At 66.2% G+C, this 21,389-nt stretch carries 18 protein-coding genes and 1 tRNA gene; 15 read left to right on the plus strand and 4 right to left on the minus strand.

Annotated elements, in window-relative coordinates; translation table 11 throughout:
* The first annotated feature begins 686 nt into the window (after positions 1–686).
* The 3 genes from JWQ89_RS01475 to JWQ89_RS01485 are packed head-to-tail and all read left to right on the plus strand — an operon-like array spanning position 687 to position 1,908.
* Positions 687–1,448: a hypothetical protein gene (locus JWQ89_RS01475; protein ID WP_299637792.1), complete on the plus strand. Its 762-nt coding sequence runs from the start codon at positions 687–689 to the stop codon at positions 1,446–1,448.
* Positions 1,448–1,588 carry a hypothetical protein gene (locus JWQ89_RS01480; RefSeq protein WP_299637793.1) on the plus strand — a complete coding sequence of 47 codons (141 nt, stop codon included), beginning with the start codon at positions 1,448–1,450 and terminating at the stop codon, positions 1,586–1,588. The genes JWQ89_RS01475 and JWQ89_RS01480 overlap by 1 nt, the downstream gene beginning before the upstream one ends.
* Complete coding sequence (locus JWQ89_RS01485) at positions 1,585–1,908, plus strand: hypothetical protein (RefSeq protein ID WP_299637794.1); 324 nt, start codon at positions 1,585–1,587, stop codon at positions 1,906–1,908. Before JWQ89_RS01480 ends, JWQ89_RS01485 begins: the two co-directional genes overlap by 4 nt.
* 375 nt (positions 1,909–2,283) lie before the next feature.
* Here JWQ89_RS01485 and JWQ89_RS01490 read toward each other — a convergent pair.
* Positions 2,284–2,357: transfer RNA gene (locus JWQ89_RS01490), tRNA-Cys, on the minus strand.
* Positions 2,358–2,518: 161 nt separating this feature from the next.
* Between JWQ89_RS01490 and JWQ89_RS01495 the strand changes: the two genes are divergently transcribed.
* The 8 genes from JWQ89_RS01495 (at position 2,519) to JWQ89_RS01530 (ending at position 12,724) form a co-directional block, all read left to right on the plus strand.
* A complete protein-coding gene (locus JWQ89_RS01495) occupies positions 2,519–3,172 on the plus strand; it encodes a protein-L-isoaspartate O-methyltransferase (RefSeq protein WP_299637796.1) in 654 nt (217 codons plus the stop codon).
* Positions 3,173–3,329: 157 nt separating this feature from the next.
* Positions 3,330–4,688 carry a TolC family outer membrane protein gene (locus JWQ89_RS01500; protein ID WP_299637797.1) on the plus strand — a complete coding sequence of 453 codons (1,359 nt, stop codon included), beginning with the start codon at positions 3,330–3,332 and terminating at the stop codon, positions 4,686–4,688.
* 140 nt (positions 4,689–4,828) lie between these two features.
* Complete coding sequence (locus JWQ89_RS01505; protein ID WP_299637799.1) at positions 4,829–5,206, plus strand: hypothetical protein; 378 nt, start codon at positions 4,829–4,831, stop codon at positions 5,204–5,206.
* A gap of 208 nt (positions 5,207–5,414) precedes the next feature.
* Positions 5,415–6,074: a DUF2497 domain-containing protein gene (locus tag JWQ89_RS01510; RefSeq protein ID WP_299637800.1), complete on the plus strand. Its 660-nt coding sequence runs from the start codon at positions 5,415–5,417 to the stop codon at positions 6,072–6,074.
* A gap of 291 nt (positions 6,075–6,365) precedes the next feature.
* Positions 6,366–9,212: a valine--tRNA ligase gene (locus JWQ89_RS01515; RefSeq protein WP_299637802.1), complete on the plus strand. Its 2,847-nt coding sequence runs from the start codon at positions 6,366–6,368 to the stop codon at positions 9,210–9,212.
* 563 nt (positions 9,213–9,775) lie between these two features.
* Positions 9,776–11,500, plus strand: a complete 1,725-nt coding sequence (gene ilvD, locus JWQ89_RS01520; RefSeq protein WP_299637804.1) for a dihydroxy-acid dehydratase — start codon at positions 9,776–9,778, stop codon at positions 11,498–11,500.
* A gap of 52 nt (positions 11,501–11,552) precedes the next feature.
* Positions 11,553–12,332, plus strand: coding sequence for a tetratricopeptide repeat protein (locus tag JWQ89_RS01525; RefSeq protein ID WP_299637805.1), 780 nt, complete (start codon positions 11,553–11,555; stop codon positions 12,330–12,332).
* Positions 12,333–12,544: 212 nt separating this feature from the next.
* Complete coding sequence (locus JWQ89_RS01530) at positions 12,545–12,724, plus strand: hypothetical protein (protein WP_299637807.1); 180 nt, start codon at positions 12,545–12,547, stop codon at positions 12,722–12,724.
* A 17-nt stretch (positions 12,725–12,741) separates the two neighbouring features.
* Here the strand turns inward: JWQ89_RS01530 and xth are convergent, their stop codons facing one another.
* The 3 genes from xth to JWQ89_RS01545 form a co-directional block, all read right to left on the minus strand.
* Positions 12,742–13,521: an exodeoxyribonuclease III gene (gene xth, locus JWQ89_RS01535; protein WP_299637809.1), complete on the minus strand. Its 780-nt coding sequence runs from the start codon at positions 13,519–13,521 to the stop codon at positions 12,742–12,744.
* A 27-nt stretch (positions 13,522–13,548) separates the two neighbouring features.
* On the minus strand, positions 13,549–14,670 hold the full coding sequence (locus JWQ89_RS01540; RefSeq protein ID WP_299637811.1) for a serine hydrolase domain-containing protein: 1,122 nt from the start codon (positions 14,668–14,670) through the stop codon (positions 13,549–13,551).
* 67 nt (positions 14,671–14,737) lie between these two features.
* Positions 14,738–15,091, minus strand: a complete 354-nt coding sequence (locus JWQ89_RS01545; RefSeq protein ID WP_299637813.1) for an iron-sulfur cluster assembly accessory protein — start codon at positions 15,089–15,091, stop codon at positions 14,738–14,740.
* Between JWQ89_RS01545 and JWQ89_RS01550 the strand changes: the two genes are divergently transcribed.
* The 4 genes from JWQ89_RS01550 to JWQ89_RS01565 form a co-directional block, all read left to right on the plus strand.
* Positions 15,021–16,367: a deoxyguanosinetriphosphate triphosphohydrolase gene (locus JWQ89_RS01550; protein WP_299637815.1), complete on the plus strand. Its 1,347-nt coding sequence runs from the start codon at positions 15,021–15,023 to the stop codon at positions 16,365–16,367. The two genes, JWQ89_RS01545 and JWQ89_RS01550, sit on opposite strands and share 71 nt — an antisense overlap.
* 28 nt (positions 16,368–16,395) lie before the next feature.
* Positions 16,396–18,141: an arginine--tRNA ligase gene (gene argS, locus JWQ89_RS01555; protein ID WP_299637817.1), complete on the plus strand. Its 1,746-nt coding sequence runs from the start codon at positions 16,396–16,398 to the stop codon at positions 18,139–18,141.
* 111 nt (positions 18,142–18,252) lie between these two features.
* A complete protein-coding gene (locus JWQ89_RS01560; protein WP_299637819.1) occupies positions 18,253–20,709 on the plus strand; it encodes an SPOR domain-containing protein in 2,457 nt (818 codons plus the stop codon).
* Between the two features lie 75 nt (positions 20,710–20,784).
* The coding region (locus JWQ89_RS01565; protein ID WP_299637821.1) for a ScpA family protein at positions 20,785–21,389 on the plus strand (605 nt) is incomplete at its 3' end.

Here is a 21,389-nt window from a genome sequence, read left to right on the forward strand (position 1 = left end):
TGGGTTAGCGCCTCTAGATCGGGCGGGTTGGGGTCATGGCCCGGTTCCCCACTTATCAGTGATCGTGCTTTCCCTAGCTCACCACTTAGCCAAACTATGACAGGTGTGCCCAAGTCGGCTTCGTCTAGTTTTGTCTGAACTGTTGGTTTGCCCACCGCCACTTTGTTCCAGTAGCCGCGCGGGGGAAAGGGTATGCCAGCTTTCCGCAAGCTCTTCGCGAGCGCCACATCAGACACGCCCACCATGCCGGCCAAATCCCGCATTGGCTTGGACCAAGCGAACTCCATCGCCTGGGATCGAGTAAGGCCAAAGGTCATCTTTTCCACCCGCTAGAAGGCGAGCATCCGCCCCCCGTGGCGAGGGGCGTGGTGCTTGAATTGTTAACCGAAGCGGTTCAGCATGTCCGTGGGTGTGAGAACCCGGACCGAAGATAACCGCGTAGACCCTTGGCGGGGTCGCGCTCCCTTGGCAGGAAGCATCGCGGTGAAATGCTCCCTTCGGGGCAGATGGACGCGCTTGGCGGCGCGGCTCCAACCAGGCCATTTATGGCCGGGGACGGGCGTGCTGTCCAGAGCCTTTAGCGGGGCTTAAAAGCGTCCGGCCTGTCTCTTCGGCAGGTTCTCACTCCCCGGCTGCCGGTCTGTCACCGGCGCGGCTGTGAGAAGCCAGACCGAAGAGCGAAAAACATGAACTTCATCAGCATAGACGCGAGCCGAGCGCTCGCACTTCGCCCGATAGGCTGTCCTGTCGGCGTAGAGCCCCATGTGTGGCGGCAGGCGGTGCGCGCTAGGGTTGAGAGCCACCTTGCCATCGTGACGGCCCTATTGGACCTCCTCGACATGATGGACGGCGATTGCGACCTTGAGGACAACGCCGACGCCGAGTCGAGCCTCGGCGGGTTGGAAATCCACGCCCAGGTCGATCTCGAAATTGACAACGCCGACAGCGAGCCACTTCTAGGCGCGCCCGAGATCGCTCCTGATACCCTCGTTTACCGGGGGGGGTGTCGCGGGTGGAAAACAGAGCAGGGAACGCAGGAGCGTTGGTCGCAAGGCGGCGGTGACATGGAGGAGGAGGCCGTCGACGAGGACGGCGGCAATATCCTCGACGAGAACCACGACGGCGAACTCGACATGCACGAGGGCGACCAGAGAGACGACTTTGAGTATTCGCTGGGCTGGACCACCGCCCACGAAGACGTAGGGCAGGGCTATGGCGCCCTCGTCGCAGGGCACGTCAACGGCGACGCCGAAGCCGACTATGCATCGGACGATGGGCGCGGCTGGCTAACCGCACGCAGCAGCGACGAGGAGGACAATCTCGGCAGCGTTCCCCTCCAAGGCCCCGACGGGACCATCTACAGCGATCGCGAGGCCTCCGGCATGTCACTGGATGACATCACCGACGACCACGGGTGCGGGACCACAAACGACGTGTGGGCCCACTGATGACCAACGCAGGCATCATCTTCAACCTCGCCATCGCCATCCGGCGACTCCTCATCAAGGCCGACAAGCAGTCGAGCGCTGCCAAGTTTGCGCGCCGCGTTCTGGCGGAAGCTGTTCGGGAACTGGAGGGGCAGCAATGAAGCGTCGACAGCTATTTGCCGGCGCTGCCGCTGCGGTTGCATGCTCAGCGCCGATCGTCGCGGTGGCTGGGCTGTCACCCTCGGCGCCCAGGCCGGAAAGCAGGGGTGACAAGCTGCAAGCGTTCCTGGACACGGCGGATGCCGCCGATCTCATCCAATACCATGCGTCGCAGCTCGCCGCGGCGCTGTGCAAGGAACGACCCGGGGTGTGGCGCTTCAGCCTTGAGCACATCCACCAGCAAGGCAACTTCGTGATGTTCCACTACGACCAGCGCCAGCACGGCGGGACGTTCAACGGCTACACTCAGGACTTCTTCTGATGCGGGCCTTGGCCATCTGGCTGTCCCGCCGCCGCGTGCGGAAGGGGTCCGCGCTGATGCGGGCGGGCCGGCGCCTCATCGAGACTGAGGAGCGCCGATGGGGCCTAGCGCCTCCCTCCTGGCGATGGCGGGTGCCAGACGTTCGCCAGCGTCGCTGACCCGCCTTAGCATCGTCACCCGTGTTGGGGCCCGGACCGCGAGAATCGGTCCGGGCCCCGCTTTCATGTTGCAGGCCGTGTCGCGTGGAGTTGCCGGGGGCGTCAGGAAACCCTTGGGAATCATTGGTAGTTGCTTGCAACACGGATGCAACATAGTGGGCGGAATTGCACCTGCAACAATCCCACGTAGCGCGTTGATATGTAAGGAAAAAAGAGTTGGAGGCCACGTCCGGAATCGAACCGGAATACACGGATTTGCAATCCGCTGCGTAACCACTCCGCCACGTGGCCTCACCGAGGCGGGTTCTTATGGCAGAGCAAATCTTTCCGCAAGCTGAACGGCTACGCATTCTGGTGGCGACGCAATTGCGGTGGGGCAGCGCTCGGGCGTCCTTGAAGCATTCATCGGGCAGGGCTATTGACGGGTCGCTCGCACTTCACCGGGAGCCGACATGGCCGACTTCGCTACCGCCCGCCTCAGGCTGGTCGATAACCAGCTGCGCACCAGCAACGTTACCGATCACCGCATCCTCACGGCCATGGGAGAGGTAGAGCGCGAGAGGTTCCTGCCGGCTGACCGCCAGGCCCTCGCCTATGCCGACGTGGCGCATCCCTTGGGCGGCGGCCGTTTCCTCGCCGCGCCCGCGCCTTTCGCGAGGCTGGTGCAGCTCGCCGAAATCACCCATCCCGATCGCGTCCTCGATGTCGGCTGCGGCACCGGTTACTCAACCGCCGTGCTGGCGCGGCTTGGCAGCGAAGTCACCGGGCTCGAGGCGAACGAGGCGCTGGCCGGCAAGGCACGCGCCAATCTCGCAGACACGGGCGTCGGCAATGCCGCCATCGTGGTCGCTTCATTCGATGGCGCCGGCCTGCCGACCGACCACTTCGACGTCATCGTCGTAGAGGGCGCGCTCGATGCCGAGCCGGTGTCGCTGTTCACGTTGCTGCGTGACGGCGGTCGCCTCGTGGCGCTGATCGGCGCCGGGGGGCAGCCTGTCGCGCATGTGTTCGTCAAGTCGGGGGGCGAGGTCGCCGGCCGCAGCGAGTTCAATACAAGCTTGCCGCCCTTGGCCGCCGCGCCGCGCGACGAAACCTTCGTGTTCTGACGCGGCCTGGCATGTGCTTGCTGACCCGTGGCTTGGCAGTGTTGCCCGCCCATCACGCGGCGAACATTTCAAACGTCACGGCTTGGCAAGGCTTGAGTTGTAAGGTTGTGCGGCCCATGTGGCGGGCGTAACGTCGGCGGAGTGTCGGAGGTCTAGTATGGGTTACCTGAGGGCAATGCGGGCGGGCGCCCTTGCCGTCGCAATGAGCATGCTGCCTGCCGCCGTACAGGCCGAGTCGCTCCGACAGGCGCTCGAGAGCGCTTATCTGAACAATCCCGACATCATGTCGGCGCTTCTTAATGTGAAAGCGACGGCCGAGAACATCGTTTTGGCGAAGTCCGCGAAGCGCCCGTTCATCAGCGCCTCGGGAAGCGTCACCGGCGCCTTTGCAGCCGAGAGTGGCCTGCCGGTCACGACCGATTTCAGCTACACGGCGGGCCTCAACTACACCCAGACCCTGTTCGATAATTTCAAGACCGACGCCGAAATCGAGCAGGCCCGGGCGCTGACCGAACTGTCGAAATATGCGCTGCGGAACTCCGAGCAGAACGTGCTCCTGTCGGTGGCGCAGGCCTATTATGGGGTCATCCGCGATACGCAGCTGGTCACCCTTTATGCCAGCAACATCACATTTTTCGATGCCCAGGTGAGCTCCGCGCAGGATCGCCTGCGCCTCGGCGAAGGGACCAAGATCGACGTATCGCAGGCGCAGACGCGCCAGATCGCGGCCGTCGCTCAGTACCGTTCGGCCATCGCCTCGCTGCAGACCAGCCAGGCAAGCTACGAGCGCTGGGTTGGCCACAAGCCGACGGGCCTGGTCTATACCTTCAACTTCGGCAAGTCGCTGCCGACGTCTATCGAAAGCGCCGTGACCTCAGCGGAGGAACGGCATCCGGTGCTGCTCTCGGCCCGCGCCGCCATTCGCGTCGCCCAGGCCGGCTCCGACGCCGCCAGCGCCGCATTTGGCCCGACACTCAATCTCATCGGTTCGCTCTGCGGCATCGGCTGTTTCGGCACCACCCCCGGAATTTCCGGCTCGGCTCGGCTGACGCTCTCGATCCCGATCTACTCGGGCGGCGCTCTGGGCGCAGGCCTCAGGCAGGCCAATATCGAGCAGATCCAGAGCGAGGTCGACGCGCTATCGGCCCGCGACCAGATCAGGGAATCGGTGATTTCCGCCTGGGCGACGCTGCAGAACGCCACCTCGCAGATCACCTCGGCGCAGTCCGCGGTGGATTCGAGCCAGCTGGTTGTCGAGGGCACCATTCAGGAGCGCGACGTGGGCCAGGCGACGACGCTCGACGTGCTCAACGCCCAGTCCGAGCTGACCACCGCCCAGATCGTGCTGATCACCGCGCGCGCCACCAAGATGATCGCGGCCTTCGCGCTGCTCTCCTCGGCCGGCAAGCTCTCGCCCGAAGTGCTTGGCCTCAACGTTCCCGTGCACTCGGCCGACGGCTACGTCGCGACCATCGAGGACGTCTGGGCCGAACTCCGCGCCATCGACGAGCACTGATTGTGGTCGGGCAGGGGCATCTGTAGACCCCGGCCCCGGCCTCGGCATACCCTCCGAAGCGAGCTGTGACGCGATTCTCGCGTCGCGGCTTTTCTGTACGCGGAACCCGCAAGGGGCGGGCCGCGAAGAGGGGGAAAGAAATGAAAGCACTACCATTCTGGTTCATCGCCGTCGGCGTCCTGTTTGCGCTCTTCGGCATGGCATGGGGCATCCAGATGGCCATTTCGCAGGACCACACGCTGGCTCCTGCGCATGCGCACAACAACCTGATCGGCTTCGTCACGATGGTGATCTACGGGGTGTACTACAAGTTGGTGCCGGCAGCGGCGCAGACGCGCCTGGCGCTGGCGCATTTCTGGCTGGCGCTGGTCGGTGCCCTGAGCATGGGGGCGGGCATCGCGCTGGCGACGACGGGACAGGGCGAGTGGCTGGCGCAGATCGCCTCCATCCTCACCATCCTCGCCATGGCGGTCTTCGTCTTCACGGTTTTCCGCAACCGCGCCGCGCTGACCGTTTAGGTCAAGCTCCTCGCATTGGTCTTCCCCCGGAAATCCCTGGGGGAAGACGCAACCGCTTGTGTGCCGCCGATACACAAACCGCCATCGCTTGCACTAGATTAAGGGCAGCCGATTCGGTTGTTGCGCCGAACCTGCGAAAATGTGCGGCCGCGTATCTGGCGGGTAAAGTGAGGCAGTTATGAACAAGCCGGCGCCCAAAGAGCCCTCGATGGACGAGATCCTGTCGTCGATCCGACAGATCATCGCCGATGACGACGCCGGGGCGGCGCCGAAGAAGCCAGCCATGCCGGCCCCGCCGCCCGCCCGCAGCTTCGTGCCTCCACCGACGCCGCTGCGCGTACCCGAGCCGGAGCCCGAGCCGCTGGCTCTGTCGCCCGAGCAGATCCTGCGCGACACCGCTGCCGAGGACGAGGCCAAGCCCGGCCTCAGCTTCTCCGAACTGCTCGGTGGCGCCGGTCCCGCGCCCGACCTCGACGCCACCCTCGTCGATCCCGACGATATTTCGTTCGAGCCGGAGGAAGAGCCGGCCCCGGTATTCGCGCCGCCGCCGCGTATGGCCATGCCGGCTTACGAGCGCCCGGCGCCGCGCCCCGCCGCTTCGGTGGCGGTGGCAGCCCCCATGCCCGATCCCTCGCTCTCCTCCGATCTGGCCGAGCAACTGCTCGAGCCCGCCACCCAGTCGGCGGTCAAGAGCACCTTCGCCAAGCTCTCCGGCCTGTCGAGCGTCGGCAGCGGCGTCACCATCGAACAGATGATGCGCGAAATGCTCCGCCCGATGCTGAAGGAATGGCTGGACGAGAACCTCCCGTCGGTCGTCGAGCGGATGGTCGAAAAGGAAATCGCCCGGGTCTCGCGCGGCGGGAAGTAAGGCTGCCTAGGGGAAACGAACGCGGGGTCATTCCCGCGTAGGCGGGAACCTCGGTTTTCTTTCTCGCCGCGAACCCCGCAAGCGGAGGTTCCGCCTTGGCGGGAATGACCCGGTGGCTTGGCTTGCCATCGGTGTGCTTGGTCCCCCCTTGCACCCTCCCACTCATCGTCACCACATGGCTTTGTGTTGACTTTGTCCTCCCGCCTTTGCTTTAGACCTACCCACTGAGTTCTGGGGCCCGTCCGGCACTTTTCGTGCGTTGCGGCGGGCTGTTGCCGTTGGAAACCATAGATGCTTGAGAAGACCTACGATCCGGCCGCCGTCGAGACCCGCATCTACGAGGGGTGGCAGGAGGCCGGCGCCTTCAAGGCCGGGGCAGGGGCCAAGCCCGGCGCCGAGACCTTCTCGATCGTCATCCCGCCGCCCAACGTCACGGGCTCGCTGCACATCGGGCACGCGCTGAACAACACCATCCAGGACATCCTGATCCGCTTCGAGCGCATGCGCGGCAAGGATGTGCTCTGGCAGCCCGGCACCGACCACGCCGGCATCGCCACCCAGATGATCGTCGAGCGCCAGCTCGCCGAGCGCCAGCAGCCCGGCCGCCGCGAGATGGGCCGTGAAAAGTTCCTCGAGCGCGTCTGGGAGTGGAAGGCCGAATCGGGCGGCACCATCCTCAACCAGCTCCGCCGCCTCGGCGCCTCCGCCGACTGGTCGCGCGAGCGCTTCACGATGGACGAGGGCCTCAGCGAGGCCGTCCGCAAGGTCTTCGTCACGCTCTACGAAAAGGGCCTGATCTATCGCGCCAAGCGGCTGGTCAACTGGCACCCCGGCCTCGAAACCGCGATCTCCGACCTCGAGGTCGAGAACATCGAGACCAACGGCAAGATGTGGCACCTGCGCTACCCCATCGAGGGGAGCGAGGAGACCATCACCGTCGCCACCACCCGTCCCGAGACCATGCTCGGCGACGTCGCGGTCGCCGTTCACCCCGACGACGAGCGCTACAAACACCTCGTCGGCAAGCATGTCATCCTGCCCATCGTCGGCCGCCGCATCCCGATCATCGCGGACGAGTACGCCGATCCCGAGCTCGGCTCAGGCGCGGTGAAGATCACCCCGGCGCACGATTTCAACGATTTCGAAGTCGGCCAGCGCCATGGCCTGAAGCCGATCAACATCTTCACCACGACCGCCAGGCTCAACAACACGGTCCCGGCGGAATATCGCGGGCTCGACCGGTTCGAAGCCCGCGACCGGATCATCTCCGAGCTCGAGGCGCTGAGCGTCCTCGTCTGGGTCGACGACAAGAAGATCATGGTGCCCTACGACGAGAAATCGAAAGTCGTCGTCATCGAGCCGTTCCTCACCGACCAATGGTTCGTCAACGCCGAGGTCCTCGCCCGGCCGGCGCTCGCCTCGGTCAAGGAGGGGCGGACGAAGTTCGTCCCCAAGGCCTACGAGAACACCTATTACGCCTGGATGGAGAACATCAAACCCTGGTGCATCTCGCGCCAGCTCTGGTGGGGCCACCAGATCCCGGCCTGGTACGGCCCGCGCCTCAACACCGACCCGGACTTCAACAACCGCGACGCCGGCCCGAAATGCTTCGTCGCCGAAACCGAAGCGGAAGCCATCAGGCTCGCCCAGTCCTACTATGGCAACCGCAAGATCGAGGTCTATTCCGCCGGCGTGAACGCCCCGGACTACGCCAAGGCGCTCAGCACCTTCGAGACCGCCCAGCGCGACCGGATGAATGCCGACACCTGGAGCATGCGCAAGCACAAGGACCCGTTCGCCGAACTGAGCGACAGCAAGGTCCCGCTGCACCGCGACGAAGACGTGCTCGATACCTGGTTCTCGTCGGCCCTCTGGCCGTTCTCGACCATGGGCTGGCCGCACCAGACCCCCGAGCTGGCAAAATACTACCCGACCGACGTCCTAGTCACCGGCTTCGACATCATCTTCTTCTGGGTCGCCCGGATGATGATGATGGGGCTCGAGTTCACCGGCACGGAGCCCTTCCACACCGTCTACATGCACGCCCTGGTCCGCGACGAGAAGGGCCAGAAGATGAGCAAGACCAAGGGCAACGTCATCGACCCGCTCGAGCTGGTCGACGAGTACGGCGCCGACGCCACGCGCTTCACGCTGGCCGCCATGGCCGCGCAGGGCCGCGACATGCGCCTCGCCATCGCCCGCGTCGAGGGCTACCGCAACTTCGTCACCAAGCTCTGGAACGCTGCGCGCTTCCTAGAGATGAACGGCTGCACCCGCGTCGAGGCGTTCGACCCCAGGGCCAATACGCTCGCCCTCAACCGCTGGATCGTCGGCTCGACCGCCCGCGCCGTCGCCACCGTCACCGCCGCGCTCGACGACTACAAGTTCAACGAAGCCGCCAACGCCGCCTACGATTTCGTCTGGGGCACGTTCTGCGACTGGTACATCGAGCTGGCGAAGCCCGTCTTCACCGGCGACGACGAAGCCGCCAAGGCCGAGACCCAGGCGACCGCCGCTTTCGTCCTCGACCAGATCCTCAAACTCCTCCACCCGTTCATGCCCTTCGTCACCGAAGAGCTGTGGGCCGAGACCGGCAAGACCGGGCCTGCTCGCGAAAAGCTGCTGATCATCTCCGAGTGGCCCGACCTCAAGGGATTTGAGGATACCGAGGCGCAGGCAGAGCTCGACTGGCTCGTGGCCCTCATTTCCGGCATCCGCTCGGTCCGCCAGGAAATGAACGTGCCCGCCGGCGCCAAGATCAAGCTGCTGGTCGTCGGGGCAGGGGACGTCACCGGCACCCGGGTCGAAGCCAATCTCAGCGCGCTGACCCGCCTCGCCCGCCTCGACAGTGTCGACTACACCTCGGACGTGCCGCGCGACTCAGCCCAGCTGATCCTCGGAGAAGCCACGTTCGTCCTGCCGCTTGCCGGTGTCATCGACCTCGATGCAGAGCGCACCAGGCTGAAGCGCGACATCGCCAAGGAAACCGTCGAGATCGACAAGATCGACAAGAAGCTCGGCAACGAGCAATTCCTCGCCAAGGCCGCCGAAGAGGTCATCGAGGAACAGCGCACCCGCCGCGCCGAGGCGGAGGACCGTCGCGCCCGCCTCATCGAGGCGCTGTCGCGGCTGAGCTGACGAGGCCCTCGGCTCGTACGTCTTCCACCCTTTGCAGGATCAAGGGGGGTAGCCACAGCCACGGTTACCTCGTCGAACTCCCCGAAGCCCATGGCTGTCGGAAGCGCTTGCACGCCTCCATCAACCTCGGCGTCATCCAGCGGAAGCTCGGATTCTCGGTCCCCGCCAGCCCAGAGTTGGGTCCCCGCTTCCGCAGGGACGACATCGAGTGGCAAGGCGAGCCCCACCGCCCAACTCCCGGGGAAGAGCACCCCCAAAAACCCGCGTCCAACGCGCGCATCCTGAGCGCCCCATGAAGCCCCAGTGATGTTTTTGCAACAGCACCTTTGAATCCCGTTCACCACCCCCGCCGGGCAACGTTTTGCAGAGGATCGTCGCCACATTCTGACCCTAAAAGAAGCAGAGGACAAACCTGGACGGGCCGCAACGAATGTGGATGCCATTTGCTTCCGCACCGAACCATTCGTGTGCTTCTCGCCCTTGTGCCTTGTTGGGCCGAAGATCATAAACGGCGCCTTTTGAGGGGCGCCGGACGTTTCCGGCCGGACAAGCAGGACGAGAACATGGCATCCAACTACGTCGACAAATCGCGCCTTCCTTCGAGGCATGTGACAGAGGGTCCGGAGCGCGCTCCGCATCGCTCGTACCTCTATGCCATGGGGCTGACGACCGAGCAGATCCACCAGCCGCTGATCGGCGTGGCGACGGCCTGGAACGAGGCCGCTCCCTGCAATATCTCGCTGCAACGCCAGGCCCAGGCCGTGAAGAAGGGCGTCGCCGCCAACCATGGCACGGCGCGCGAATTCACCACCATCACCGTCACCGACGGCATCGCCATGGGCCATGCCGGCATGAAAACCTCGCTCGCCAGCCGCGACGTCATCGCCGACTCGGTCGAGCTCACCATGCGCGGCCATTCCTATGACGCGCTGGTCGCCATGGCCGGCTGCGACAAGTCGCTGCCCGGCATGATGATGGCGATGATCCGGCTCAACGTGCCCTCGATCTTCATCTATGGCGGCTCCATCCTCCCGGGCCGCTTCCGCGGCCGCGACGTCGTCGTCCAGGACCTGTTCGAGGCGGTCGGCCTCCACTCGGTCGGCAAGATGGACGACGAGACGCTCGACGAGCTCGAGCGCGTTGCCTGCCCCTCCGCCGGCTCGTGCGGCGGCCAGTACACTGCCAACACCATGGCCATGGTCGCCGAGGCCATCGGCCTCGCGCTGCCCTATAGCTGCGGCGCCCCGGCCCCCTACGAAATCCGTGACGCGCTCTGCGCCGCCGCCGGCGAGCAGGTGATGGAGCTGCTGAAGGTGCAGCTCCGCCCGCGCCAGATCGTCACCCGCGAGGCGTTCGAGAACGCCGCGATGACCGTCGCCGCCACCGGTGGCTCGACCAATGCCGCGCTGCATCTGCCGGCCATGGCGCACGAAGCGGGCATCGACTTCGACCTGTTCGACGTCGGCGAGATCTTCAAGAAGACCCCCTATATCGGCGACCTGAAGCCGGGCGGGAAATACGTCGCCAAGGACCTGTTCGAAGCCGGCGGTATCCCGCTGGTGATGAAGGCCCTGCTTGACGGCGGGTACCTCCACGGCGACTGCATGACCGTCACCGGCAAGACCGTCGCCGAGAACCTCTCCAAGGTGAAGTGGAACGACCAGCAGGACGTCATCCGCACCACCGCCAACCCGATCTCCCCGACCGGCGGCGTCGTCTCGCTGCGTGGCAACCTCGCACCAGATGGCGCGATTGTTAAGGTTGCTGGCCTGAAGAACTTGCGTTTCGTCGGCCCGGCGCGCGTCTTTGACCGCGAAGAGGATTGCTTCGAGGCGGTGGAGAAGCGGACTTACAAGGAAGGCGACGTGCTCGTCATCCGTTACGAAGGCCCCAAGGGCGGCCCCGGCATGCGCGAGATGCTGTCGACCACGGCGGCGCTCTACGGCCAGGGCATGGGCGACAAGGTTGCGCTCATCACCGACGGCCGGTTCTCCGGCGCCACCCGCGGCTTCTGCATCGGCCATGTCGGCCCTGAGGCCGCAATCGGCGGCCCGATCGCCCACGTTCAGGATGGCGACATCATCACGCTGGACGCTTCGACCGGGGAAATCTCGGTCAACGTGTCCGAAGAAGAGTTTGCCCGGCGCAAGACAAGCTGGGCTCCGCGCGAGACCGAGTATGGGTCGGGCGCGATCTGGAAATATGCCCAACTGGTGGGGCCGGCGCGTTTCGGCGCGCTGACCAACCCCGGAGCCAAGGGCGAGAAGGAGCAGTATGCGGATATTTAGGGCAGGAGCCCTTGTCTCCGTTGCGTTTTGGGCCGCGCTCGCATTCGCGGGCGTGGCCAACCCGGCGACGGCTCAGGTGACTGGCGTGCTGCCGTCGCTGCCGGCGGCGCCGGAGACGGCCGCCGATGCGGCGCTTGCCATGGCCAACCAGCTCGACGGCGCCGGCGGCGGCATCTCCAGCGCCGACCTGGTTGCGGCGCTCGAGGATGCGGCCCTCGCCGGCCAGCCGATGGCGCTGTTCCAGCTCGGCCTCATGTACGAGAGCGGTGAAGGCGTCGACAAGGACCCGGTCAAGGCCTTCGGCTATTTCAGCCAGATCGCCGACGAGCACGCCGACACCGCCCCCAAGGGGGTCGAAGCCGACATCGTCGCGCAGTCGTTCCTGAAGATTGGCGAGTACTATCGCACCGGCCTGCCGGAAGCGGGCATCCCCAAGAACGAAGCCTATTCCAACAAGCTGATCATGCACGCCGCGTCCTACTTCGGCGACGCCGATGCGCAGTACAAGGTCGGCGAGCTCTATCTCGACGACTCCGAACTCGGTGACAATCCGCTGCAGAGCGCCCGCTGGCTCAACCTCGCGGCCCGTAAGGGCCATGCCGGGGCCCAGGCCAAGCTCGGCAGCATGCTGTTCAACGGCCAGGGCATCGAGGCCGATCCGATCGAGGGCCTGATGTGGCTCACCGTTGCCTCCCGCCGCGCCGCCGGCACAGCCGACGAAGCCTGGATCGGCGCCCTGCTGACCAACGCCATGTCGATCGCGACCCCGGAACAGCGCAAGCAGGCCGTCGAACTCGCGGACTCGCTCGGCTCCCGCTTCGGCGGACTGTAGGCAGCGACAACAGGCGCTTCCCAAGACTGGATGTCATGCCAGCGAAGGCCGGGACCAACCATCCCTTGCGCCGGCTGATAGATCGTCCCTGCTGCCGCAGGGATGACATTGCGGAGGGGAGACATTGAGCGCTCTCCCTGGGCATTCCGTTCAGCATCAATTCAGCCGCGACATGGCAACCATCGGGCAATTCCCCCGTTTGGGCCTTCATCATGCGACTGCCGATCATTCTCGCTCTCATCGTCGTCATCACGCTACCCAAGGATGTCCATGGGCTGGTCAACGACGTCTCCGCACGGGTCGGCGCGGCCACGGCAGTGGTCGCCAGTTTGCTCGACCGCAACCACGACCCGGTTCAGGTAGCGGAACTCAAGGCCCCCGCACGAAAATAAGCCGGCAAGCCACGGACCTAGAACGAGAAATCGCCCTCGACGGGGACATGGTCGCTCGGCTTTTCCATCCCACGCACTTCCCGATGCACGATCACGTCGTTGAGCCGGTCAGCCGCCTGCGGCGAGAGCAGCAGGTGGTCGATGCGGATGCCGTCGTCGCGGTCCCAGCCGAACGTCTTGAAGTCCCAGAAGGTGTAGGACGGCTCGTCCGTTACCGCCCGCACCGCGTCGGTGAGCCCCAGGTTGGTCAGCGCCCGCCAGCGCTCGGCGCTCTCGGGCCGGAACAGCGCGTCGCCCACCCACTGCTTCGGATTCTTCGCGTCCACCGCCGCCGGGATGATGTTGTAATCGCCCAGCAGGATAAACGGCTCCTCGAGCGCTAGCCGGTCTTCGACGAAGCTGTGCAGCCGGTCCATCCAGCCGAGCTTGTAGGTGAACTTGTCCGTCCCCACCGGATTGCCGTTCGGCAGGTAGATGCAGCACACCCGCACCACGCCGCCCTCCACCGAGAACACCCCCTCGATCAGCCGCGACTGCTCGTCGCCATCGTCGCCGGGCAGCCCCCGGGTCACCTCGTCGAACTGGTGTTTTGAAAGAATCGCGACGCCGTTCCAGCTCTTCTGCCCGAACGTCTCGACATTGTAGCCGAGCGCCTCGATCTCCATCCGTGGGAAAGCCTCGTCGACCGACTTGATCTCCTGGAGGCAGACAATGTCGGGCGAGACATCCTCCAGCCACTTGAGAAGAAGCCCCTGCCGAGCCTTGACGCCGTTGATGTTCCAGGTGGCGATGCGCATGACGAGACTCCCGTTGAGCGGCGGAGCCTACCGGTCGCCCGTCCGGCCGTAAACCGCGTCGCGGATGTCGTAGCGATACTGCCCGTTGCAGCCTTCATACGGCGTGTTGGTCATCGACAGGATGGTGATCCCGCGTGCCGGATCGACCGACCACTCGTGCCCGTAGACCCCGCCCCAGCGCAGCGTGCCGCGCGCCACCGGGCTGTTTGCCGCCACCGGATCGTCGACGATCGCCGACAGGAAACCGAAGCGCTGGCCCCCGTCCTGCGGGCGGCGCGGCAGGTCGCCGATCTGGTTCTGCGCCGCCATCTCGACGGTCTCGGGCCGCAGCACGTCGCCGCCGCCGATCCTGATAGTCTCGAAGAATGTCAGGAGGTCGTCCGGCGCACCCACCATTCCGGCCCCGCCTGACTGGAACGCCTTCCTGTTGAAGATGCGCGACGGCGAGAACTTCGTCTCCTCGCCGAGCGGGTTGATCACCACGTCCGGGTCGGCCATCCGGCGCAGTCCCGGCGGACCGTCCGCATAGGGCACCGCGAGCCGTTCTAGATCGGTGACGGCAAAGCCGGTGTCCTTCATCCCCAGCGGCCCGGTGATGTAGTGCCCAACCGCCTCGCCGAGGGTTCCGCCGTGGATCTTGGCGATGATCGCACCGAGCACGTCGATATTGACGCCGTACTCCCAGCCGGTCCCCGGCTCGAACAGCAGCGGCTCCTCGGCGATCAGCGTCAGGTTGCCCTCGTGGTCGAGTTCGGTCTGCTGCAGTCCGGTGGTGATCTCGGGGTTGCTGTAGCGGTAGCCCAGCCCCGACGTATGGCTCAGCAGGTGCCGCACCAGGATGCGCGCCTCGCGTCCATCCTTCAGCTTCGGCCGGAAATAGGGCAGGTGGTCGCTCACCGCGTTGTCGAGCCCGATCAGGCGCCGCTCGATCATCGCCAGCGCTGTCGCCGCGACGATCGGCTTGGTCACCGACGCAAGCCGGAAGATCGCATCACGCCGCATCGGCACCTGCGCCTCGCGGTCGAACCAGCCTGCGGCCTGTGCATAGACGAGTTCGCCGTGGCGCTTCACCAGCGTCACGGATCCGACGATCTTGTTGTTCGCGATTGCGCCCTCGACGACGGCGTCGATCCGGCCAGCCAAGTCCATAGTCTGTCTCCTCAATCGGGCGCGGACGCTAACGAGAGGAGATCAACGGGGCAAGGCAGACGAAGGTTCAGGCGACGGCGAAACTGGTGCCGCAACCGCAGCCAGCGACGGCGTTGGGATTCCTGATCTGGAAGCTCTGGCCGATCAGGTCGTCGACATAGTCGATCTCGGCCCCGCCCATGAACTCGAGGCTCAGCGCATCGATCAGCACGGTGGCGCTGTCCTTGGCCAGCACCAGGTCGTCGTTGGCCGGCGATTCCTTCACCAGCTTGTACTCGTACTGGAAGCCCGAACAGCCCCCGCCCGCCACCACGATACGCAGCACCGTGCCTTCGCCCTGCTTGGCGAGGATGCGGCCGATCTTCTTGGCGGCGCGGTCTGTCAAAACGACATTGTTCGGTGCTAGAGCAGCTTCGGACATCGGATACCTTTCGGCCGCCCATCAAGGGCAGCGCTGGAAACCAAATCTAATATCGTTAGGCGACGATGAAAAGGGTCTTGGCCGCATAATGGGTGAACGCGCCATCTATGCCTCCGATCCATCGCAGAGCCGCGGCCGCCTGTTCGCGCCTGGATCGAGCCCCACCCGCTCCGAATTCCAGCGCGATCGCGACCGCATCATCCACTCCGCTGCCTTCCGCCGCCTGCAGCACAAGACCCAGGTGTTCCTCCACCACGAAGGCCAGCATTTCCGCACCCGCCTGACCCATACGCTCGAAGTCAGCCAGATGGCCCGCTCGATCGCCCGGGCGCTGGCACTGGACGAGGATCTCGCCGAGGCCGTGGCCCTGGCACACGATCTCGGCCACACCCCGTTCGGCCACGCCGGCGAGCGCGTGCTGCACGACAAGATGGCCGAGTGGGGCGGGTTCGACCACAACATGCAGGCGATCCGCGTCGTCACCCGGCTCGAGAACCGCTATGCCGAGCACGACGGGCTCAACCTCAGCTGGGAGGCGCTCGAGGGCATCCTCAAGCACAATGGGCCGCTCACCGACCGCCATGGCCGAGCTCTCCGGCCGGACCGCCCGCTGCCGCCCGGCCTCGGCGATATCCCCGCCAGCGCCGACCTGATGACCTGGAGCCACGCCAGCCTCGAGGCCCAGTCCGCCGCCATCGCCGACGACATCGCCTACAACTCCCACGACATCGACGATGCGCTCCGCGCCGGCCTGATCAAATTGCCCGATCTGGTCGAGGTGCCGCTTGTCGGTCGCTTCGCCCGCGACGTGCTCGAACGCTGGCCCGATATCGAGCGCAGCCGCCAGGCCCACGAGATACAGCGTCGTCTGATCACCGCCCAGATCGAGGACGTCATCACCGAGAGCGGCCGCGCCATCGCGGAGGTGGCGCCGCAGTCGGCCGACGATGTCCGCAATGCCGGCCGCACCTTGATCCGCTTCTCCCGGCCCGTCCACGAAGCGGAGCAGGGGCTGAAGCGCTTCCTCTTCGACCACGTCTATCGCAGCGAGGAAGTGATGGTGCCGGTCCGCCGCAGCCAGACGGTCGTCTCGATGCTGTTCGACCACTACCTCGTCACCGGAGCCATGCCCGGCCGCTGGGGCGAGGCCGCCCGCCGCGCCCCGGATCGCGGGACCCGCGCCCGTGTCGTCGCCGACTTCATTGCCGGCATGACCGATCCCTACGCGCTGGAGCAGCATGCCCGCCTGTTTGACGGTCAAAGCCACATAGGGTAGGGGCTCAGTCCCTTCCAAAGGTACTGCCATGAACGTCTTCGCGCTGTTTGCCGCCCGTGTCGCCGACGCCCTCAAGGGGCTCTATCCCTCGATCACCGAGGAAGCCTTGTCGCGCATCGTGGTCGAGCCGCCGCGAGATGCCGCGCATGGCGATCTCTCGACCAACGCCGCGATGGTGGTGGCGAAGCCGCTCGGCAAGAACCCGCGCGACGTTGCTTCGGCGCTGGCAGATCTCTTCAAAGCGGACGCCGATGTCACTTCGGTCGAAGTCGCCGGCCCCGGCTTCATCAACTTCCGGCTCGCCACTCCGGTCTGGCACGAGGTGCTGAAGTCGATCGCCGCCCAGGGCGGTGACTTCGGTCGCTCCAATGTCGGAATGGGTGAGCGCGTCAATGTCGAGTACGTCTCGGCCAACCCGACCGGCCCGATGCATGTCGGCCATACTCGGGGCGCGGTGTTCGGCGACGCGCTGGCCTCGCTCATGGCCTATTCCGGCTACGACGTGACGCGGGAATACTACATCAACGACGCCGGCAGCCAGATAGATACGCTCGCCCGCTCGACCATGCTGCGCTATCGCGAGGCGCTGGGCGAAACCATCGAGATCCCGCCCGGCTTCTATCCCGGCGACTACCTGGTCCCGGTCGGCGAGGCGCTGAAGGCCGAGTTCGGCAGCTCGCTGCTGGAAAAGCCGGAGGCGGAGGCGCTCTCCCTCGTCAAGGACCGGGTGTTGGCAGCGATGATGGACCTGATCCGGTCTGATCTCGCCAAGCTCAACATCCACCACGACGTGTTCTTCTCGGAGCGGCAACTGCACGGGCAGGGTGGCGATATCGACCTCACGCTCGAATGGCTGCGGGCCGAGGACATGATCTACCAGGGCCGGCTCGAGCCCCCCAAGGGCAAGACCCCCGAGGACTGGGAAGATCGCGAGCAGACGCTGTTCCGCGCCACCAACTACGGCGACGACGTCGATCGCCCGCTGGTCAAGTCCAACGGCGCCTACACCTATTTCGCCGCCGACATCGCCTACCACCGCAACAAATACCTGCGTGGCTTCAACCACATGGTCAACGTGCTGGGCGCCGACCACTCGGGCTATGTCTCGCGGCTCAAGGCCGCCGTGAAGGCCGTCTCGCATGGGGAGGCGGATATCGACGTGCGCATCTGCCAGCTGGTGCGGCTGATGAAGAACGGCGAGCCGTTCAAGATGAGCAAACGCTCCGGCGACCTCGTCCTGCTCTCAGACGTCGTCGACGAAGTCGGCTCCGACGCCACGCGCTTCATGCTGCTGTACCGGCGGAACGATGCGGCGATGGATTTCGACTTCGCCGTGGTCAAGGAGCAGACCCGCGACAACCCGGTGTTCTACGTGCAGTACGCGCACGCCCGGACCTACTCGGTGTTCCGCAAGGTCGCCGAGGAGATGCCGGGGCTCGACACGTCCGCCTCGGCCCTCGCGGCCGCCGACATTTCGCTGCTCTCGAGCGAGGCCGATCTGGAGCTGATCAAGGCGCTGGCGCAGTGGCCGCGCATCGTCGCGTCGGCTGCCAGCGCGCATGAACCGCACCGCGTCGCCTTCTACCTCTATGAGCTCGCCAGCGCCTTCCACGGCTTTTGGGCGAAGGGCAATCAAGATGTTGCCTTACGCTTTGTTAACGCCGATGATTCAATGCTGACCACGGCCCGACTCGCCTTGGTCGGCGCCGTGCGTCAGGTGCTTGTTAACGGCTTGACTCTGCTAGGTGTCTCTGCCCCGGAGGAGCTTTCATAATTCGGGCGCATTGGTTGGTAGAGTGGCCGGCTTGCTCGACGGGGGTCAACGCGAGCACCATGACCACAAATTCAAGGGGCGCTGCATTCAATGACAGCGAGACCGAAACAGATGGCTGATGGCCAGGATAAATCCGACGACCTGATCGCCGAACTGGCCAAGCTGATGGCCAGCAGTGCTCAGGGCGCCGAGCCGGAGGCCAAGCCCGCGCCCAGGCTGGTCACGCTGCCCGAGACCCCGAGGCCCGAAGGGCAGGGGCCTGTTTCGATCCGTATCCCGGGCATGGACGCCCCCGCCGCGCCGGCCGCGGCTGTCAACTCTCCCGTGCCGCAGGCCAGTAGCCGTCCGGCGAGTGCCGCGCCCGTCCTGCGCATCCCGGGGATGGACCAGCCGTTCGGACCCAGTCCCGCTCCTGCTGCCGCGACACCTGCTCCGGTAATTACGCCTCCCGCGCCGGTGGAGGCCAAGCCCGCCGCGTCGTTCGATTTCGGTACGCTCCCGCCGGCTTCCACCAGTTTCAGGCCCGAGCCGATGTCCAACTGGCAGGATCGCGAGATTCCCAGGCCCGTGCCGGTTCGTGCCGTGGTGGTGGAAACCCCGCCCCCCGCGGATGCTCCGCATGCCGATCCCCTGGCCGAACTCGAGGCCGGGTTCGAGCCCGCCGTCGACGTCGAGTTCCGGCCTGCACCGCAGTCCTCGGCGCCGGCCCCGCGCCTCGAGCCGATCATTGCAGCGCCGCGGCCCGCCGCTCCGGTCGCCGCTGTCGTTGCGCCGCCGATGGTCGCCGCGGCCCAGGCCTCGTCGCCCGGCGACAGTTTCGATTTCGATTTCGGCTTCGGCACGGAGCCGCCCACCCCCATCGCCGCGCCCGAGCCGCGCCCCCAGGCCCGGGTTGCCGCACCTGCGGCACCGGTCCCCGCGGCAAGGCTGCAGCCTTCCTCCGATCCGATCGCCGACCTGATCGCTGCCGACCTCGATTCCATCGAGGCCGAGGTCGTATCGGAAGAGCCGGCACCACGGCCCGTGCCGGTGCAGCCGGCAGCCCGCCCGTTCCCGTTGCCGAGCAGCAGCGTTTCCGCCCCGCGCCCGGCAGCCAGCATGCCGCTGCGCACGCCCGCTTCCATGGCGCCTGTGCAGCCCGCGCCCCGGCCCGAGGATCGCTTCGGCGTCGCCCCGGTGTTCGGCCCGACCAGCAAGGTTCCGGCCCCCAAGCCGCAGCCCTCGGCTGAGCGCGATCCGATGGATGAGATCGAGAGCCTGATCGGCGAAGCCGTTCGCGTCGAGCTCACCAGCGAGAAGCCGGCGCCGGTGCAACCCGCGCCGCAGGCCGCGCCGATAGTCCCGCCGCTCACCACCGGCTTTGCGCCCCGGCGCGCCGCCCTCAAGGACACCGAGCCGCAGGTTCCCTCCGCCGAGGCCGCGATTCTCGCAGCCGCCGCCGCGAGCGGTGCCGAAATTGGCCGCGTCGACGGCATGGCCGCCGAGCAGAGCCCCTACAAGCGCGTCAAGGCCAAGCCCGAGCGCCGCCCGGGCGGCCTGCGCCAGTATGTCGGCATGGCCGTAGCGGGCACGCTCCTGCTCGCCGCCGGCTTCGGCCTCTATTGGGTGCTCGGCATGGGCCGCGGCACCGATGCCGATGCGCCGGTGCTGCAGGCCGATGCCACGCCGGTCAAGCAAACCCCGCCGGCTGCCGCCGCGCCTGCCACCCAGCAGGGCTCGGTTGTGTTCAACGAGCTCGACGGCAACGCCGCAGCCGCGACCGCCAACGAACAGCTCGTCTCGCGCGACGATACTGCCGAGACCAGCGTCGCCGACGTTGCCCGCACCGTGGGCGAAGGCGACGATGCGGCGAGCGAGAGCGAACTCGCCAACCGCAAGGTTCGCACCGTGACCGTGCGCCCGGATGGCACTATCGTCTCCGGCGATGAAGCCGTCGCCGGCAACGAGGCACTGCCCGTCGATCGTCCGGCCGTGCCGGACCTGCCGGGTGCCGACGTCCAGCCCTCCGAGCTGCTCGCCGCCGTGCCGGATGCCGCCACTGCCGATCCGATCGGCGACGCGATCAGCACCGAAGCCCCGGCAACCGACAGCACTCAGCTCTCCGCCCTTGCTCCGACTGCTGCCGGCCCCGCGCCGACGGTCGATCCGAGTATCGTCGCCCCGATTCCGGTCGCCCGCCCGGCTGATCGCTCCGTCCTCGGCGGCGGCGCCAACCAGCGGGTGGCTGCCGTCGAACCGACCCAGCCGGTCGACCTCGTCGCGGCCCCTGCGGCCCAGGTCGAAGCCCCCGCCGCGCAGCCGACGGCGTCGGTCGCCAGCGGCAGCGGTCCCTACGTGCAGCTCAGCTCGCAGCCGACCGAAGGTGACGCGCAGGCCTCGCTCCGCACCACGCAGACCCGGCTCGCCAACCTGCTGGTCGGCCGCAGCCTGGCTGTCCGTCAGGTCGACTTGGGCGCCAAGGGGACGTGGTACCGCGTGGTTCTTCCGGTCCAATCCTTCCAGGAAGCGACCCAGACCTGCGCCAGCCTCAAGGCCAACGGCGTCGATTGCGTGCCGATTGGCGGTTGATCGCCGCCTGCTGTTCCTTGACGCCCGTCTCGGTTAAGGACCAAGGTCCCTCAAGCTGAGCGGGCAGGCGACTACATGAGCGACACATCCTCGGACTGGTTCGCGACGCCGGATGCGCCGCGCGACGACGAAGTGATGTATGTCGACGTCGCCGGCTACGAAGGCCCGCTCGACCTGCTCCTCGATCTGGCCCGCCGACAGAAGGTCGATCTTTCCCGCATCTCGGTCCTGGCCCTCGCCGAGCAATATCTCGGCTTCATCGAGACGGTGCGCGAAAAGCGCATCGAGATCGCCGCCGATTACCTGGTGATGGCCGCCTGGCTAGCCTACCTCAAGAGCCGGCTGATGGTGCCGCAGGCCCCCAGCGACGAGGAACCGTCGGGCGAGATGATGGCGGCGCTGCTGCAGTTCCGGCTGAAGCGGCTCGAAGCCATGCGCAAGTCCGCCATGCAGCTCATCAACCGCCCCCGCCTCGGCCGGCAAGTGCACGCCCGCGGCCAGCCGGAACCGGTGCTGGTGGAGCGCCGCAATCTCTGGGAGGCCTCGCTCTACGACCTGCTCATGGCCTACGCCACCGGCCGCGAACGCAACGTGCCGCAGGAGTACCACCTGTTCGAGCGCAACGTCTGGTCGCTGCAGGAGGCGCGCGAGTTCCTGACGCGGCTGATCGGCGAAAGGAT

The sequence above is a fragment of the Devosia sp. genome, assembly GCF_028290645.1.
Taxonomy (GTDB): domain Bacteria; phylum Pseudomonadota; class Alphaproteobacteria; order Rhizobiales; family Devosiaceae; genus Devosia_A.

What these genes read in the sequence shown, in the direction of transcription:
- JWQ89_RS01475 (WP_299637792.1), top strand. Translation starts at nt 687, where the DNA reads ATGAACTTCATCAGCATAGACGCGAGCCGAGCGCTCGCACTTCGCCCG.
- JWQ89_RS01480 (WP_299637793.1), top strand. Translation starts at nt 1,448, where the DNA reads ATGACCAACGCAGGCATCATCTTCAACCTCGCCATCGCCATCCGGCGA.
- JWQ89_RS01485 (WP_299637794.1), top strand. Translation starts at nt 1,585, where the DNA reads ATGAAGCGTCGACAGCTATTTGCCGGCGCTGCCGCTGCGGTTGCATGC.
- JWQ89_RS01495 (WP_299637796.1), top strand. Translation starts at nt 2,519, where the DNA reads ATGGCCGACTTCGCTACCGCCCGCCTCAGGCTGGTCGATAACCAGCTG.
- JWQ89_RS01500 (WP_299637797.1), top strand. Translation starts at nt 3,330, where the DNA reads ATGGGTTACCTGAGGGCAATGCGGGCGGGCGCCCTTGCCGTCGCAATG.
- JWQ89_RS01505 (WP_299637799.1), top strand. Translation starts at nt 4,829, where the DNA reads ATGAAAGCACTACCATTCTGGTTCATCGCCGTCGGCGTCCTGTTTGCG.
- JWQ89_RS01510 (WP_299637800.1), top strand. Translation starts at nt 5,415, where the DNA reads ATGGACGAGATCCTGTCGTCGATCCGACAGATCATCGCCGATGACGAC.
- JWQ89_RS01515 (WP_299637802.1), top strand. Translation starts at nt 6,366, where the DNA reads ATGCTTGAGAAGACCTACGATCCGGCCGCCGTCGAGACCCGCATCTAC.
- ilvD (WP_299637804.1), top strand. Translation starts at nt 9,776, where the DNA reads ATGGCATCCAACTACGTCGACAAATCGCGCCTTCCTTCGAGGCATGTG.
- JWQ89_RS01530 (WP_299637807.1), top strand. Translation starts at nt 12,545, where the DNA reads ATGCGACTGCCGATCATTCTCGCTCTCATCGTCGTCATCACGCTACCC.
- xth (WP_299637809.1), bottom strand. Translation starts at nt 13,521, where the DNA reads ATGCGCATCGCCACCTGGAACATCAACGGCGTCAAGGCTCGGCAGGGG.
- JWQ89_RS01540 (WP_299637811.1), bottom strand. Translation starts at nt 14,670, where the DNA reads ATGGACTTGGCTGGCCGGATCGACGCCGTCGTCGAGGGCGCAATCGCG.
- JWQ89_RS01550 (WP_299637815.1), top strand. Translation starts at nt 15,021, where the DNA reads ATGCGGCCGATCTTCTTGGCGGCGCGGTCTGTCAAAACGACATTGTTC.
- JWQ89_RS01545 (WP_299637813.1), bottom strand. Translation starts at nt 15,091, where the DNA reads ATGTCCGAAGCTGCTCTAGCACCGAACAATGTCGTTTTGACAGACCGC.
- argS (WP_299637817.1), top strand. Translation starts at nt 16,396, where the DNA reads ATGAACGTCTTCGCGCTGTTTGCCGCCCGTGTCGCCGACGCCCTCAAG.
- JWQ89_RS01560 (WP_299637819.1), top strand. Translation starts at nt 18,253, where the DNA reads ATGGCTGATGGCCAGGATAAATCCGACGACCTGATCGCCGAACTGGCC.